The sequence below is a fragment of the Vibrio mediterranei genome (genome assembly GCF_013364395.1).
In the GTDB taxonomy this organism is placed as follows: Bacteria; Pseudomonadota; Gammaproteobacteria; order Enterobacterales; family Vibrionaceae; genus Vibrio; species Vibrio mediterranei.
In genome coordinates, this window is the sequence record NZ_JABXGK010000001.1 from 2,715,118 (window position 1) to 2,730,383 (window position 15,266).

Genomic DNA, 15,266 nt, shown 5'->3' on the forward strand with positions numbered 1-15,266 from the left:
CTACGCTGTTTGATGTGAAGGTTTAGGTAGATAAGCCATTAAGTAACGTACCGCTACGTAGCTTACAACAATCGTTGCCACAATTAACTCAATATTGGCTAGCACTCGAACTTGCTGAATCGCACTCTCTGATATTCCGTGAGCGCCCATCCAGGCTACCAATTTGTACAAGGCTGTTGCACCTATAACCATTGGGAAAGTAAATGCTGCATAGCCTGGGCTAAATGGTAAACGAAGCAATTTAATGAACGCTAAATAGATAATCATCGTCATCAGTACTGCAATACCGAATAGCAGTGCAAGTATCACTGGTGAAGGCTCTGCTGCCACGGTTAGGTAACCGGCAAGTGAGAGACTCGCTGGCGCTGCCATAATCGCTAATGTTGGTTTAGCTGCGTCTGGAATTTCGTGAGTGAAAATCAAACGATAAATCATGGTAGGAAGCATCACTGCGTACACACCTAGACCAAAGTACAAAGCACCATTTGCTACCCATTGCAGATTTGGATTACCAGAGAACGCCACATCCGCAACCACAATACCAACAGGTGGTACAAACCAGCTTGGCACCATATGGTGTAATTCGAAATCACGACTACGGTGATAAACAAAGCTTGCTAGGAACACGATATGTAAGCCTACAGCAACTAGCCAGATACCATCACCGAGTCTTGGTAAAAACTGACCAACTGAGTGAGAGACCACCATAGTGGCCATTGCAAACGTAGGAACAACACTGCCCACAACAGGGTGTGCTAGGTCTTCTCTTAATAGGTGGTTATGAAATAAAAATTTGTAAGCCAAAATCACAAGTAATACACTCGCGATGGCCGCGCCCATCCACTGTGCGCCATGATGCAGTTCCAGTGCATTTTCCCAACACCAGCCAAGACTCGCGATACCTAAAGCCAACCCTGCCATTGGTGTAGGTGCGCCTTTAACTCTGTAGTGTGCTTTTTTCACGGTCGCAATCATTATTAGCTGCCTCAATTAATGTGTTGCGCTTATTCTAACTCTGCCTTATGTTTAGGTATATCCATTAAAATTCAACTAACGTTCAGATTAACTAAACATGACCCCACATATCTCGCTTAAGCAACTTAAAGTCTTCGTAGCCGTCACTCAGCATCAAACTCTCACTGCTGCGTCGGAAACACTGTTTCTCTCAAAAGCGGCGGTGAGTATGTCGTTAAGTGAACTAGAAAAGCAAATCGGCCATGCTCTTTTTGATCGGGTAAATAACCGTTTAGTGATCAATCAAGAGGGTCAGAAGTTACTCCCTCTCGCCGATGAACTGCTTAGTCGAAGTCGCGACATAGAATCTCTATTTAGCGATGAGCAAAGTTATCGCGGGCAACTACGCATTGGCGCCAGTGATACCGTTGGTAATCAATTAGCGCCGTTTTTATTGAGTGATTTTCGCCAGCAACACCAACATAAAGCGCAACAGTTGTTTATTTCCAATACCGCGTTGATCTGCCAAAAGCTCATCGATTATGAGTTAGATATTGGCTTGGTTGAAGGTAAAACGCTGCATCCCGAACTTAATAGCACTCAGTTTAGTGAAGATGAAATGTGTATCGTCTCCTCGGTCAATCACCCACTAGCAACTAGTGATATGAATGATTTGTCCTTGCTTGAAAACAGCGATTGGATATTGCGAGAACCGGGTTCCGGCACAAGAGAGTTTTTTTTAAGAACGGTTGCACCAAGAATAGAGGTATGGCACGAAGCATTCGAGCTGAATACCACAGAAGCGATCATTAACTGCGTATCGGCGGGATTAGGTCTCGCATGTTTATCTAAACTTGCCGCACAAACAGCGATTAATGACGGTCGTATCAAACAACTTCCCGTTGCGCTGGATATGAAGCGACGGTTCTGGGTATTAGTTCATAAAGAGAAATATCAGAGCCCGCTGCTTAAGAACTTTATCGATTTTTGTCAGGTGTGGGATAAAGCCTAGTCTTGCATGAATAGGAAATAGGCAATCAGTTCTCACTTTTGACCCGCCGACTGGACAAGCGGATCTCGCATCTGTATAAACAGACAGTATTACACGTTTCAAAATTAACATATTAGAGGATTGACCATGGCTGTAATCGTCAAGTACGTGGTGGAACGCAACGGAGAAGAAAAGATGACTTTTACCTCTAAAGCTGAAGCTGACGCTTATGACAAAATGTTGGATATGGCAGACGAGTTATTCTCACTGCTAGGCGAAAGTGAGCTCATTGAAGATGAAGCAAAACAGGAAGAGCTATCCCTTTTCCTTGCTCAACGTAAAGAAGAAGTGCTTTATGCTCTGGGTGCTAAACGCAAACCGACACCAAAGAAACCAAAAGTGGTTGAGCCTGTGGAAGAGGATGATAGCGAGGCTGCAGCATAAATCGCTTACCTTAGTATTCCCCTTCTCATCAATAAACCAGCAACGGCCAATCAGGTCCTGCTGGTTTTTTTGTCTCTAGTATCGACTATTTCTTATTAGACAAAACTATCGCTAAAAAGACAAAGGGTATCGTTTTACAGACTTTTGCCATTTTTGCCCTTTCATCACATCCTGTCACTCTATAAGATGATTGCCAACAAATTACACCAAGTCGCTGCAGTTTGGCGCGACTTTTGGACAATTCTATACATGGAGAACGAGAGTCATGGCAGCATATTCAATTGCTTTCGGCAGCGCAACCAAAAACCGCGACGGTAAAATCATCGAAGCGTTTTTCCCACACCCACGTCTAAATCCAAGTGACGCACTGGTCTCAGCCATTGCTGAAGTAGCAGGTTACACAGACGGTAACCAAGCGATTGAAGTAACTGCAGAGCAAAGCGCTGCATTAGCGACAGCATTCGCATCAAACGACGATGTACAAAATGCATCCTTCGCAGAAAAAGCAGCAAACTCTTCTCAACCATTAGTTATCGTTATTCTTGCCACTGACGAGAAGCCACAATCTGTCGCAGAGGGCTTCTTGAAGCTACAACTGATTTCTAACCGCTTGGTTCAACCACACGGTACAGTGCTAGACGGCATCTTTGGTCTACTTCATAACATCGCGTGGACTAACCAAGGTGCTATCGACCTTCCAGAACTGGCTGACCGCCAAATCGAAGCTCGCCTTGCAGGCGAAACGCTAACGGTTGATTGCGTCGATAAGTTCCCTAAAATGGTGGACTACGTGGTTCCAACTGGCGTTCGTATCGCCGACACTTCTCGTGTACGTCTTGGCGCACATGTTGGTGAAGGTACAACGGTTATGCATGAAGGTTTCATCAACTTTAACGCAGGCACGACAGGCGTTAGCATGGTTGAAGGCCGAATTTCTGCTGGTGTTGTTGTTGGTAACGGCTCTGATATTGGTGGTGGTGCATCTATCATGGGCACACTGTCAGGCGGCGGCACGGTTGTAGTGTCTATTGGTGAGAACTCACTACTGGGCGCAAATGCGGGTCTCGGATTCCCGCTTGGTGATCGCTGTACTGTTGAGTCTGGCCTGTATGTTACTGCGGGTTCTAAAGTACGTATGCTTGATGCTTCTGGTCAAGAAGTAGAAATCGTCAAAGCACGTGACCTTGCAGGTAAGCCAGACTTACTATTCCGTCGCAACTCTGTGACTGGTCAAATCGAATGTCTAACTAATAAGACTGCGGTTGAGTTAAACAGCGAGCTACACAGCAATAACTAGTCGGTAGCAATATCACGATGTTCAAAAAAGAGCCTCAGCATAATGCTGAGGCTCTTTTTATATATCCAAATCTTTATTGTCGATACTTACTGGGACTTGTTTGTTAATCAAATTGACTAACATAATAGAACGCGCCTCACCGTCAGCCTCTTGGAAAATGGCTTCAATGCCCGCAAACTGACCACCAATCACTCTCACGCATTCCCCTTTGTCAGGAAGGTCAGCGCAATCTGGCTCATCACAATGAACCATCGATCTTAATTCAAAAATCAGATCACCATTGATCTCTTTTGGTTGAGCACCAAAACGAATGAAATCAACCACACCTCGTGTCGAGCGAACGGTAGTGAAAGAAGGTCCTACCTCATAATCAAACTTCACGAATACATAGGATGGAAAGAGCGGCTCTTTCACATTCTGTCGTTTGCCACGCAATATTTTTTCTACCGAGATCTCTGGGTAGTAGCACTCTAAGCCTTGATTTTCGAGATGCATTTTCGCGCGAGCTTGTTCTCCGCGCTTACAATAAAGCAAATACCAACGTTTCATTTTCACTGCATAATGTTTCTAATTACCTACATCGTATCACTAAATTTGCGGTCTTTCTCTAAAGTTCAATTAATGAATCGAATAGTAAAGAGGAATATTCCTAATAATTGCGAGTTAACAAAAAATGAAATGTTAGTTTGCAGCACATTTTTCTCGTACCATCCCTGAAAAATTTACTTACATTTCATTGTGTTAAACATTTTATTCACAATATCTATTAATTAATGCTATTGCAGTTATTAATTTGGTCATGTATACAAGTTGGCACATTATATTCTTTGATAACTAAAATTAGTAAAACTTATGACAGCACAGCACAACATCCTAGGCCACCCACGAGGCCTGTTTCTATTGTTCGGTACCGAACTATGGGAACGTTTTTCCTATTACGCAATGCGTGCCATCCTAGTTCTGTTCTTAACTGATGCTACTATGAATGGCGGTATGGGCTGGTCCACTAAAGATGCTCTAGATCTCTATGGTATCTATACTGGACTTGTTTACATCACCCCGCTTATCGGTGGTTACATTGCCGATAACTTCCTAGGCCAACGAAAATCTATCATCATTGGTGGTGTATTGATGGCAGCGGGTCAATTCACTCTGGCTGCTGCAGCATCAGGCGAGCCTAATGCGCACTTATTTTATGGTGGTTTGGCACTTCTTATCGCTGGTAACGGTATGTTTAAACCAAACATTTCAACCATGGTTGGTGACCTTTACGAAGAAGGCGACAACCGTCGTGATGGTGCCTTCACTATCTTCTATATGGGTATCAACTTAGGCGCACTGCTAGCGGGTATCGTTGTGGGCTCAGCAACGGATTCATTCGGTTGGTCAGCAGGTTTTGTAGTTGCTGGTATCGGTATGGTGCTCAGCTTAATCATGCAGCTTACTATGGCGAAATCTTGGTTAGGTGAAATCGGTAACGTGCCTGCGGCTGCTCGTGCAAAAGCACTGAACAACTCAAAAACAAAAGCGCCATTAACTAAAGAAGAGATCGATCGTCTTAAAGTTATCCTTATCATGGGTCTATTTGTTATCGTTTTCTGGGCTGGTTTTGAACAAGCTGGTGGCCTGATGAACATCTACACGCAGCAATATACAGACCGTATGATTGGTGACTTTGAAGTACCAGCAGCTTGGTTCCAATCGCTAAACCCGTTCTTCATTATTACTCTTGCTCCTGTTTTAGCGGCAGTTTGGGTGAAACTTGGTAAGCGTGAACCTAACTCTCCAGTTAAATTTGCTCTAGCACTATTCTTCCTAGCACTTGGCTTCCTTTGTATGGTTGGTGCAGTGATGGAGCAAGGCGGCGACACTGCGGTTAAAACCTCTATGCTTTGGTTAGTGGGTGCGTTCTTCTTCCACACACTAGGTGAGCTTTGCCTATCTCCGATCGGTCTATCACTTGTAACGAAATTAGCACCGCTTCGCCTCGCATCACTTATGATGGGTGCATGGTTTGGTTTCAATGCGATTGCAAACTATGTGGCTGGCCTTATTGGTTCACACGTTGGTGAACTAGGTGCAATGGCTATCTTTGGCGGCATTGCCGCAACGGCCGTCATTTGTGGTGTTATTTTACTCGTGTTCTCAAGTACCTTAGTAAAATGGATGCACGGTGCCGAGTCTAACGGCATTAGCAAGGCTCAAGAAGTAGAAGAGCAACAAGCACAACTCGCTTAATAAACGAATAAGCTTAATAACTAAAAAGGGTCAGACATTGAATGTCTGACCCTTTTTTAATTAAGACAAGCCATTAAGCAGACTGAACCAATTCAACCATCATGTCGATGTGTTCCTGCGAATCGTTAAGACAGCTAATATAACGATAACTTTCGCCACCCGCTTCGATGAAGGTTTCTTTCGCCTCCACCGCGATTTCTTCCAGTGTTTCTAAACAATCCACCGAGAATGCCGGTGTGATAATATCCAGCGATTTAATGCCTTTATCTGGCATTTGCTTCAACGTCTGTTCCGTATACGGTTGTAACCATTCCTCACGACCAAAAATGGACTGATAGCTCATTCCTATTTGCGACGAATCTAAGCCTAACTCTTCACCCAGAAGCTTCGTCGTCGCTTCACAATGCAGAGGATAGACGTCACCGTTATCAGCGTAGCGTTTTGGAATGCCATGATATGAGCACAACAAGTAATCCGCGCGCCCGTGCTGCTCCCAATGCGCTCGCACCGAATTGGCTAGCGCTTTGATATATCTGGCGTTGTCATGATAGTCGCGTACCAATGAAATGCTAGGAAGCGTTGAGATAGATTTACAAGCCTTGGCAATACCATCAAATGCAGCCGCAGTCGTCGTCCCTGAGTACTGAGGATAAAGTGGCAGTACCACGATCTTATCAACCCCTTGGTCTAGTAATCTTGAGAGCCCATCTTTAAGAGAAGGATTGCCGTAGCTCATACCGAGTTCAACCGGCATATTTAGAGCTTGCGCCAGTTTGTCGGCTTGTTGACGGGAGTACACCATCAAGGGTGAGCCCTGCTCCATCCATACTGATTGATACAGTTTAGCGACTTTAGGCGAACGAATAGGCAAGATGACGCCGTGCAAAATAGGGCACCAAAGCCAACGATTCATATCCACAACGCGGTGATCATGCAAGAATTCTTGTAAGAACGCTTTCACTCCTTTTGCTGTAGGTTCATCAGGCGTACCTAAGTTAACCAGCAAAACTCCTGTTTTTAGCGAACCGCTCATAGACTTCCTTTTAGTTGTTATTTGATTTCTAAACGGATTATATACTCTAGCTGACCATCCATGGATCAAAAAAAACGACCTAATAAGGTCGTTTTTTTACTTGATTCACAATTGCGAATTAAGACAGAGCTTTTTCGATATCTGCGCTTACGTCAGCAACTTGCTTAGTACCGTCAAATTTCAGGTACTTAGTGTTACCCGCTTCTGCTTCTTTACCATAGTAAGCAATCAGCGGCGCAGTTTGATCGTGGTAAACGCCTAGACGAGCACGTACTGTCTCTTCTTTGTCGTCATCACGAACTACTAGGTCTTCACCTGTTACGTCGTCTTTACCTTCCACTTTAGGTGGGTTGTAAACAACGTGGTATGTACGACCAGATGCAAGGTGAGCACGACGACCCGCCATACGCTCAACAATCACATCATCAGCAACGTCAAACTCGATAACGTAGTCTACGTCTACACCCATCTCTTTCAGGCCATCAGCTTGAGGGATAGTGCGAGGGAAACCATCTAGTAAGAAACCTTTTTCACAGTCGTCTTGAGCAATACGCTCTTTGATTAGACCAAGAATGATATCGTCTGATACTAGCTGACCTGCATCGATAACCGCTTTGGCTTTCTTACCAAGCTCAGTGCCTGCTTTGATTGCTGCACGTAGCATGTCACCAGTAGAGATTTGAGGGATACCGTACTTCTCCATGATGAATTGAGCTTGTGTGCCTTTACCAGCACCTGGAGCACCTAAAAGAATGATGCGCATGACTTGTCCTCTTATACTTAAAAAGATTTTATACCGAAGCTCACAGCTAAAGGCTTCACCTTAGTGGCTGCTTTACGATAAGTTTCGGTATAAAGATGAATTCTGAATGTATAAACATTGCTCAACAAAGATCTGAATGTTTATGCGTGCGGCGCATTCTAACACAGAAATCTTTTGCTTGGCGCGAAATACGACTAAAGAATAGCCAACAAGCATCTAAAGTTCGCTAACTCTGTGTTAAACCACACTTTAAAATGAATGAGCCCAATACTATTGGGCTCATTTTTATGCTTTAAGTCACAAAATAAATCTAAGGTTATTAGACTTTAGACAAAAGCTTATTCACTGCACCTAGGAATTGAGATGGATCTGTCATAGAGCCACGCTCAGCCAGCATTGCTTGCCCTAGTAATACTTCAACCCAGCGACCAAACGCATCTTCATCCGCTTCGTCTGCCATGCGCTTAACCAACTCATGCTCAGGGTTAATTTCAAAGATGTACTTAACTTCAGGAACTTCCTGACCAGCTGCTTCAAGCAACTTCGCCATCTGTGTGCCCATTTCGAAGTCATCGGTAACCACAACAGCTGGAGTAGTCGCAAGCTTGAACGTGGTGCGAACTTCCTTAACGCGATCACCTAGGTAAGCTTGAGTGCGCTCGACCACAGACTTGAACTCTTCCTCTGTCTCTTTTTGCTTCTCTTTTTCCGCTTCGTCTTCAAACTTACTTAAATCAAGACCCGATTTAGTAATGGACTGGAACTGCTTACCGTCAAACTCGGTTAGGTAGTTCATCAGCCATTCGTCGATGCGGTCATACATCAGAATAACTTCAATGCCTTTCGCTTTAAATTGCTCCAAGTGTGGGCTGTTTTTTGCCGCCGCGTAACTATCTGCGGTTAGGTAATAGATCTTGTCTTGGTCTTCTTTCATGCGCTCAACATAAGACGCAAGAGACACAGTTTGCTCAGCAGAATCCACCTCCGTCGACGCAAAACGAAGCAGGCCAGCGACCTTCTCCTTATTTGCCATGTCTTCCGCTGGGCCTTCTTTCAGTACTAGGCCAAACTCCTTCCAGAACGATTGATATTTCTCTTCATCATTCTTAGCCATGCGTTCAAGCATAGTTAGCACGCGTTTGGTACATGCGCCACGCAACGATTGAGTAACTTTGTTGTCTTGAAGAATTTCACGCGAAACGTTTAGTGGTAGGTCATTTGAATCAATTAGACCACGGACAAAACGCAAATAAGATGGCATGAACTGTTCTGCGTCATCCATAATAAACACACGTTGTACATACAGCTTAAGTCCGCTCTTATGATCGCGATTCATCATATCCCAAGGCGCTTTAGCTGGAATATACAGCAAGCTAGTGTAGTCATTCTTGCCTTCTACGCGGTTGTGACTCCATAGCAGAGGGTCAGCAAAGTCATGAGACACATGCTTATAGAACTCTTGATACTCTTCATCGGTAATATCAGATTTGTTGCGAGTCCAAAGTGCTTGCGCTTTGTTGATCTGTTCCCACTTACCTTGTTCTGTCTCTTTACCTTCTTCATCACGCTCAAGCGTCCAAATAGATACTGGAATGCCGATGTGGTCTGAATATTTGCTGATTACATCACGAAGACGCCATTCAGATAGGAACTCTTTACCTTCTTCACGCATGTGAAGAATGATATCCGTACCACGTGTTTCTTTAGTGATGTCTTCGATGGTGTAGTCGCCTTCACCAGCAGAGTGCCATTGCACCGCTTGGTCAGCGGCCGTGCCCGCTGCGCGCGTGCGTACGGTCACCGCGTCTGCCACAATAAACGCTGAGTAGAAGCCAACACCGAATTGACCGATTAGTTGTGAGTCTTTACTTTGCTCATCTGACAATTTAGCAAAGAACTCTTTTGTACCTGATTTTGCAATAGTGCCTAAGTGTTCGATCACATCATCGCGCGTCATACCGATACCATTATCGGAAACGGTTAATGTGTTGCTCTCTGCATCAAACGACAACTTAACGCCTAAGTCTGCGTCACCTTGATATAAGTCAGCGTTAGATAGCGCCTGAAAGCGCAGCTTATCGGCTGCATCGGACGCGTTCGAGATTAACTCTCTTAGAAAGATCTCTTTATTTGAATACAGAGAGTGAATCATTAAGTGAAGAAGTTGTTTTACCTCTGACTGAAAGCCACGGGTTTCTTTATTGTTAGTTTCAGCGGTGCTCATGCTATCTCCATTACACATTTAATATCGAGTTTCGACATTTTCTGGAACTCGTTATTGCTATGATTAATCTGCTAAAGAAATGAGGATGAAGATTGTAAATTCAAGGTCAAAAAACATAAAAATGCTGTTTTTTTGATTGGTTTTTATTATCCTACTGCTCCTGACTATAAAAAAATCCTAAAATCCTATAATTGGCCCTGCAATTATTCAGTGCCAAAGTATCAGTATCTGTCGCGTTGCGGCACTAAAAAGAAGAATGCAATGAGTAACATAGGCACTAAGTTTATACTCGGTCAAAAGTACATTTTTGACCCTAATAGCAACTCTTTAGTCGATCAAACCAATAACGATGAAGTAGTCCGTCTTGGTAGTAATGAAAGTCGCATTTTACTTCTACTCGCTGAAAGACCGAATGAAGTCGTGACTCGTAACGACCTTCATGAATTTGTTTGGAGAGATCAAGGCTTTGAGGTCGATGACTCAAGCTTGACTCAAGCTATTTCTACGCTCCGCAAGATGCTGAAGGATCCAACAAAGTCACCTCAATTTGTAAAGACGGTGCCTAAGCGTGGCTATCAGCTTATATCTAGTGTTGAGCGCTCTGTGCCTGTCGCTTCATCAGAAGCCATAAACGAAGCTCCTGTTGTTGATCTTGCCAAAGAACTGCAAGAGCCAAACTCTGCGTCAACCGTTCCTCACTCAGAGCCAGTGATCCCACCAGCTCCAAAAGAAAAGACACCGCCAACCGTTTGGGCAATGGTCGTAGTGGCAATTTTGCTACCTATTCTTGTGCTTATGGTAACCAACCCGGCGCAATCAAGCTTTAAAGAGCTTGGTATGGTCGAAAGCGTTAAGATTGTGACGCCTGAAAACCACCCTGACGTCTCTAGCTGGCAACCAAAAATTGAGCAATGTGTTGCTAAGTATATTGAAACACATACCGACGACATGTTGCCTCTAGAAGTGATTGTAACAGGCGATCAGAGTGATCAAATTGCACTGAACTTTATTCATAGTGTCGAATTCTCTGGTGAAAATAGCACAATGCGTATTTTTACTGAGCAATCAGACTTAAGCAAAGTGTGCAAGTAAGGAGTGTCCTGATGAAAATGAAATACGCTGCTATTTTACTTGCTCTATCTACTGCTCTAAGTGCTTGGCTTTACTGGGGAAGTGATTTAAAAATCGAGCAAGTTCTAACGTCCAATGAATGGCAATCCAACATGGTAGGTATCATTGCTGCCCGTGACTATCCAGATACCGATATCGGCCCGTTAAGCCGATTAGAAATGTCGGCCAACGTAAAATATTTGCCAGGTGGTGAATATATCCGCGAATCTTCAATGCGCTTGTACGGTAACGATCCAGAAAAACACACCTTAATTAAGATTTCTGAGAAAGGCGCTTGGACTATCAGTGACAACTACTTACTGATTTCACCTCGAGAGTTCAAAGACACTGCGACGGCACAATCGGACGAGTTTACTCATGAGCAACTTGCGATGATTAAGCAGTTCCTAAAAATGGAAGCCCAGCAAAGTCGACGTATTGATATCGTTAACGAAAAAACATTATTGTTGACTAGTTTAAACCAAGGTTCATCTATCTTGTTCTCTAACTAAGTCAGAATTTAAATATCATAAAGGAGGCAGTCTGCCTCCTTTATTTTTTGTAGCTAAAAAGTGTGAGACCATAAAAAAACCAGAGCTGAAGCTCTGGTTTTTTGTTTGTCATCTGAGGTGACGCTTAGCCTAGTAGGCTCAATGCTGCGTTTGGCGCTTGCTTCGCTTGTGCCAAAATCGAACTTGAAGCTTGCGATAGAATTTGATTCTTCGTCATCGCTGTCGTCTCTTTCGCAAAGTCCGTGTCTTTGATACGGCTCTTCGACGCGTTCACATTCTCATTGATGTTGTCTAGGTTGTTGATAGCGTGATTGAAGCGGTTTTGGAAAGCACCAAGCTCAGCACGGTGGCTATCCACATACTTCATCGCAGAATCCAGAATCGCCACGGATTCTTGAGCGCCACCTACTGACGTGACATCAATATCGTTAACCGTTGCTGCTGCCGCTGCACCTGACATGTCTAGCTCACCTGAACCCGCTAGCGTGCCACCGAAGCTTAATGAAGCGCTGTCGATATCTTTATTGTTGCTCGCAAATACTTGTAGTGCGCCATCTTCATCTACAGACGCTTGCACTAGGTCAGTTTGACCATTGATGTACGTCGCTAGCTGCTCAATGTCGTCGCCTTGTTTCGCGTTAATCGTCAGCGTTGTCATCGCATTACCTGCGCTGTCGTTCATGTCGATAGTCAGTGTTGAGTTTGCTGCCACTGACCAATCTTTATCTTTCGCGTTCGCTGCTTGGTAAACCGAACCACCCATGCCGCTGTTGTCTGAGCGCATGTCTTTCAGGCTTAGCATCACCGCTTCACCATTGTTTGAACCGATTTGGAATGACTGGGTACCGTAAGTACCGTTCAGTAGACGGTTACCACCGAATGCTGTGGTTTCAGCGATACGGTTTAGTTCGTTGTTCAGCGCCGTCACTTCTTCTTGAATCGCCMCACGCTCTGCTTTTGAGTTTGRGCCGTTTGCCGATTGCAGTGATAGGTCACGCATACGTTGCAGGATGTTCGTTGTCTCGTTCATCGCGCCTTCAGCWGTTTGGGCGATAGAGATACCATCGTTCGCGTTGCGCACTGCCACATCAAGACCACGGCTTTGAACGTTCAAACGGTTCGAAATTTGTAGACCCGCTGCGTCGTCTTTCRCACTGTTGATTTTATGACCCGAAGACAAACGCTCCATTGACGTTGCTTGCGCCTGACTTGCACTGTTTAGGTAACGCTGAGCGGTCATCGCTGATACGTTAGTATTTACATTCACTGCCATGTTGTTTCTCCAATTGATTTTCCGGTGTAGCGGTTTCCGACGTCTCGGAAAACCAAGTAGTTCTCTCAAAGTTACTATCTTTATCGTCTTCAAAAAGAAAGACTTGAGAAGTTTATTTATGGAAAGTTACTTTTTTTATGCGGTTGGACATGAATTGTGATAAGAAACATAAAAAGTGAAGTTTTGTAGGAAAAAGAACTAAAGTTATCTGCCTAGCCGTCGTACGACCTATTTTGCTATTAGCTCTGCAAAAGAGTAAGTGCTAGGTTAGGAGTCTGTTTTGCTTGAGCCAAAATCGTAGTGCTAACCTGTTGAAGGATTTGTTGCTTTAACATTTCGGTTGTTTCTTTCGCATAGTCAGTATCTTTAATACGGCTGTTCGAAGACGATAAATTCTCTTCCATATTTGCCAGATTATTAATGGTATGACCTAGCCTATTTTGGTACGCACCCAACTCAGCCCTATGACCATCCACATACTTTAAAGCTTGATCGATCACCGACACCGACATTTGCGCACCTCCTACTGCTTCGATAGACAAATTATCCACCGTCACAATACCTTGTGTCGCAATATCTAAAGCCTGAGCAAAGCTCCCAGAAAATGTAACGCTACTGATGACTTGCTGGGAGTCTGCAAACAATTGTAACTGCCCCTGCCCGTTTACTGAGGCTGAAATCGTATCTGTTTGCCCGTTAATGTAAGTTGCAACCTGTTCAATATCATCGCCAACTTTAAGCTCTATCGTGTCAGTCTGAGTTCTACCTTGAGCATCTTGATAACTGAAACTCAAGCTACGATTACTTGAATCCACCAGCCACGATTCAGAAACGCCATTATTGGCACGATAAGCAACGCCGCCCATTTCCAGTTGGTCAGAACGCATATTTTTTAGTTCAACTTGAATGGCCTCACCTGCCTGCGCACCTATTTGGAACGTGGCCTTACCAAAGCTTCCATTGAGCAATCTTTTACCACCGAATGAGGTGGTTTCTGCGATTCGATTTAGCTCATCATTGAGGGCGGTAAACTCTTCTTGCAGCGCCTTTCGATCTTGAGCCGAATTGGAACCATTGGCAGATTGCAGAGAGAGATCTCGCATTCGTTGTAGGATTGATGTGGTTTCATTCATCGCGCCTTCCGCAGTTTGCATGATGGAAATACCATCATTTGCATTACGCTGCGCTACGCCTAAACCACTTATTTGAGCTTCTAATCGATTAGAAATTTGTAGGCCAGCTGCATCATCCTTAGCACTATTAATACGATAGCCAGATGACAGGCGCTCTAACGACTGATTCAACGCCTGAGACGCTTTATTCAGTTGATTCTGCGCCATCATTGCACTGACATTGGTATTAACAGTAATCGACATACAAGTTCCGAAAACAAGAGGGTTAGTTTGATATCGACTAAATGAGAAAAAACTGAAGGGAAAAAAGGTAGTGAGAAGGTTCCTAGTACAAACGCCTAGGAACCAAGATATGGATTATGCTGCGATATTTAGTGAGGCAAGCATCTCTTGCGACGGCGCAAAGAAATACGCCCCTGTGACCGCTTTGGTAAAGCGTAACAACTGGTCAGTTTTACCATCGGTTGCACCGTACATGCTTTCAAGCATCGCATCGAAGTTATGTACCGTATGACAATAAGCAATGAACAGTAAGCCATGAGCGCCACTTACCGTACCATACGGTAAGCTGTGACGAACAATTTTAAGTCCTTTGCCTTCCTCTTTGATGTCTACACGCCCCACGTGAGATGCGGCAGGGACATCATCCAGCTCTATAGAATCAGGCTTGGTACGACCAATCACTTTTTCTTGTGCTGCAACATTAAGGCGGTTCCACGCTGGCAGATTATGTTCAAAACGTTGCACCATCACGTAACTTCCAGAAGCAAACTCACCATCAGCAACTAATGCGACTTCACCACGCTGCTCACCTTTCGGGTTTTCAGTGCCATCAATAAAGTCGGTCATATCACGAGCATCCATAAAGCGATAGCCGTAGGTCTCATCCACAACAGTTACGTCCTCAGCAATCTGACCCATGAGTTTACGCAACACATAAAAATGCAGGTCATGACGCTTAGAGTGACAATGCACTAATACATCTACCTCAGTCGATGGAGCGTGAATATCACCTTCACCTAGTTCTGGGAACGCTTTCAGTTCTGGCGGCATCGCCTGTTCAAACTGTGTCCAGAATGAGTGAGAGAATGCTACTGATGAAGTCAGTTCAGCACCAGGTTGAGACTCATTAAGCTCTTTTACTAACTGTGGTAATGCTTGCAGTGCACTTAGCACTTGCTGAGGGTTTTGATTCACTTTTAACTGCATGTACAACGCAAATGGTTCAGCATCAGGCGTTATCGCACTTTGTGGTAATGACATTGATCTTTCCTCTGTTTTTGCACAGTGTATT

14 protein-coding genes are annotated in these 15,266 nt (G+C 44.2%); 6 read left to right on the plus strand and 8 right to left on the minus strand.

Annotation, left to right across the window (positions count from 1 at the left end; genetic code table 11):
• On the minus strand, nucleotides 1–975 hold the full coding sequence (locus HOP38_RS12625) for a TDT family transporter (RefSeq protein ID WP_006071095.1): 975 nt from the start codon (nucleotides 973–975) through the stop codon (nucleotides 1–3).
• Nucleotides 976–1,072: 97 nt separating this feature from the next.
• On the opposite strand from HOP38_RS12625, the gene HOP38_RS12630 reads away from it, so the two are divergent.
• The 3 genes from HOP38_RS12630 (at nucleotide 1,073) to dapD (ending at nucleotide 3,686) form a co-directional block, all read left to right on the plus strand.
• The gene (locus HOP38_RS12630) at nucleotides 1,073–1,966 is read left to right on the plus strand and encodes a LysR family transcriptional regulator (protein ID WP_006071093.1); all 894 of its coding nucleotides are present in this window, start codon (nucleotides 1,073–1,075) and stop codon (nucleotides 1,964–1,966) included.
• Nucleotides 1,967–2,092: 126 nt separating this feature from the next.
• Nucleotides 2,093–2,389, plus strand: a complete 297-nt coding sequence (locus HOP38_RS12635; protein ID WP_006071091.1) for a YebG family protein — start codon at nucleotides 2,093–2,095, stop codon at nucleotides 2,387–2,389.
• Between the two features lie 265 nt (nucleotides 2,390–2,654).
• On the plus strand, nucleotides 2,655–3,686 hold the full coding sequence (dapD, locus tag HOP38_RS12640; protein WP_198558181.1) for a 2,3,4,5-tetrahydropyridine-2,6-dicarboxylate N-succinyltransferase: 1,032 nt from the start codon (nucleotides 2,655–2,657) through the stop codon (nucleotides 3,684–3,686).
• Between the two features lie 57 nt (nucleotides 3,687–3,743).
• Here the strand turns inward: dapD and rfaH are convergent, their stop codons facing one another.
• Nucleotides 3,744–4,235: a transcription/translation regulatory transformer protein RfaH gene (gene rfaH / locus HOP38_RS12645; RefSeq protein ID WP_006071087.1), complete on the minus strand. Its 492-nt coding sequence runs from the start codon at nucleotides 4,233–4,235 to the stop codon at nucleotides 3,744–3,746.
• Between the two features lie 303 nt (nucleotides 4,236–4,538).
• On the opposite strand from rfaH, the gene HOP38_RS12650 reads away from it, so the two are divergent.
• Nucleotides 4,539–5,924: a peptide MFS transporter gene (locus HOP38_RS12650; protein ID WP_006071085.1), complete on the plus strand. Its 1,386-nt coding sequence runs from the start codon at nucleotides 4,539–4,541 to the stop codon at nucleotides 5,922–5,924.
• 73 nt (nucleotides 5,925–5,997) lie between these two features.
• Here HOP38_RS12650 and hemH read toward each other — a convergent pair whose 3' ends face one another.
• The 3 genes from hemH to htpG form a co-directional block, all read right to left on the minus strand.
• Entirely contained in the window at nucleotides 5,998–6,957 is a 960-nt protein-coding gene (gene hemH, locus HOP38_RS12655; protein ID WP_198558182.1) for a ferrochelatase, read from the minus strand.
• A gap of 118 nt (nucleotides 6,958–7,075) precedes the next feature.
• A complete protein-coding gene (gene adk, locus HOP38_RS12660) occupies nucleotides 7,076–7,720 on the minus strand; it encodes an adenylate kinase (protein ID WP_006071083.1) in 645 nt (214 codons plus the stop codon).
• A gap of 319 nt (nucleotides 7,721–8,039) precedes the next feature.
• On the minus strand, nucleotides 8,040–9,944 hold the full coding sequence (gene htpG, locus HOP38_RS12665; protein ID WP_124940158.1) for a molecular chaperone HtpG: 1,905 nt from the start codon (nucleotides 9,942–9,944) through the stop codon (nucleotides 8,040–8,042).
• 261 nt (nucleotides 9,945–10,205) lie between these two features.
• Here htpG and HOP38_RS12670 point away from each other — a divergent pair, with 261 nt between their 5' ends.
• Both HOP38_RS12670 and HOP38_RS12675 read left to right on the plus strand, forming a co-directional pair.
• Nucleotides 10,206–11,036: a winged helix-turn-helix domain-containing protein gene (locus HOP38_RS12670; RefSeq protein WP_006071078.1), complete on the plus strand. Its 831-nt coding sequence runs from the start codon at nucleotides 10,206–10,208 to the stop codon at nucleotides 11,034–11,036.
• Nucleotides 11,037–11,047: 11 nt separating this feature from the next.
• Nucleotides 11,048–11,566, plus strand: a complete 519-nt coding sequence (locus HOP38_RS12675) for a regulatory protein ToxS (protein WP_006071076.1) — start codon at nucleotides 11,048–11,050, stop codon at nucleotides 11,564–11,566.
• Between the two features lie 124 nt (nucleotides 11,567–11,690).
• On the opposite strand, the gene HOP38_RS12680 is transcribed toward HOP38_RS12675, so the two are convergent.
• The 3 genes from HOP38_RS12680 to HOP38_RS12690 all read right to left on the minus strand — a co-directional run bounded on the left by HOP38_RS12680 (nucleotide 11,691) and on the right by HOP38_RS12690 (nucleotide 15,235).
• Nucleotides 11,691–12,839: a flagellin gene (locus tag HOP38_RS12680; protein ID WP_198558183.1), complete on the minus strand. Its 1,149-nt coding sequence runs from the start codon at nucleotides 12,837–12,839 to the stop codon at nucleotides 11,691–11,693.
• A 239-nt stretch (nucleotides 12,840–13,078) separates the two neighbouring features.
• On the minus strand, nucleotides 13,079–14,215 hold the full coding sequence (locus tag HOP38_RS12685; protein WP_198558184.1) for a flagellin: 1,137 nt from the start codon (nucleotides 14,213–14,215) through the stop codon (nucleotides 13,079–13,081).
• A gap of 114 nt (nucleotides 14,216–14,329) precedes the next feature.
• Nucleotides 14,330–15,235, minus strand: coding sequence for a Dyp-type peroxidase (locus HOP38_RS12690; protein WP_006071073.1), 906 nt, complete (start codon nucleotides 15,233–15,235; stop codon nucleotides 14,330–14,332).
• Between the last annotated feature and the right edge of the window lie 31 nt (nucleotides 15,236–15,266).

What these genes read in the sequence shown, in the direction of transcription:
- hemH (WP_198558182.1), bottom strand. Translation starts at nt 6,957, where the DNA reads ATGAGCGGTTCGCTAAAAACAGGAGTTTTGCTGGTTAACTTAGGTACG.
- dapD (WP_198558181.1), top strand. Translation starts at nt 2,655, where the DNA reads ATGGCAGCATATTCAATTGCTTTCGGCAGCGCAACCAAAAACCGCGAC.
- adk (WP_006071083.1), bottom strand. Translation starts at nt 7,720, where the DNA reads ATGCGCATCATTCTTTTAGGTGCTCCAGGTGCTGGTAAAGGCACACAA.
- HOP38_RS12675 (WP_006071076.1), top strand. Translation starts at nt 11,048, where the DNA reads ATGAAAATGAAATACGCTGCTATTTTACTTGCTCTATCTACTGCTCTA.
- HOP38_RS12625 (WP_006071095.1), bottom strand. Translation starts at nt 975, where the DNA reads ATGATTGCGACCGTGAAAAAAGCACACTACAGAGTTAAAGGCGCACCT.
- HOP38_RS12650 (WP_006071085.1), top strand. Translation starts at nt 4,539, where the DNA reads ATGACAGCACAGCACAACATCCTAGGCCACCCACGAGGCCTGTTTCTA.
- HOP38_RS12690 (WP_006071073.1), bottom strand. Translation starts at nt 15,235, where the DNA reads ATGTCATTACCACAAAGTGCGATAACGCCTGATGCTGAACCATTTGCG.
- HOP38_RS12635 (WP_006071091.1), top strand. Translation starts at nt 2,093, where the DNA reads ATGGCTGTAATCGTCAAGTACGTGGTGGAACGCAACGGAGAAGAAAAG.
- rfaH (WP_006071087.1), bottom strand. Translation starts at nt 4,235, where the DNA reads ATGAAACGTTGGTATTTGCTTTATTGTAAGCGCGGAGAACAAGCTCGC.
- HOP38_RS12630 (WP_006071093.1), top strand. Translation starts at nt 1,073, where the DNA reads ATGACCCCACATATCTCGCTTAAGCAACTTAAAGTCTTCGTAGCCGTC.
- htpG (WP_124940158.1), bottom strand. Translation starts at nt 9,944, where the DNA reads ATGAGCACCGCTGAAACTAACAATAAAGAAACCCGTGGCTTTCAGTCA.
- HOP38_RS12670 (WP_006071078.1), top strand. Translation starts at nt 10,206, where the DNA reads ATGAGTAACATAGGCACTAAGTTTATACTCGGTCAAAAGTACATTTTT.
- HOP38_RS12685 (WP_198558184.1), bottom strand. Translation starts at nt 14,215, where the DNA reads ATGTCGATTACTGTTAATACCAATGTCAGTGCAATGATGGCGCAGAAT.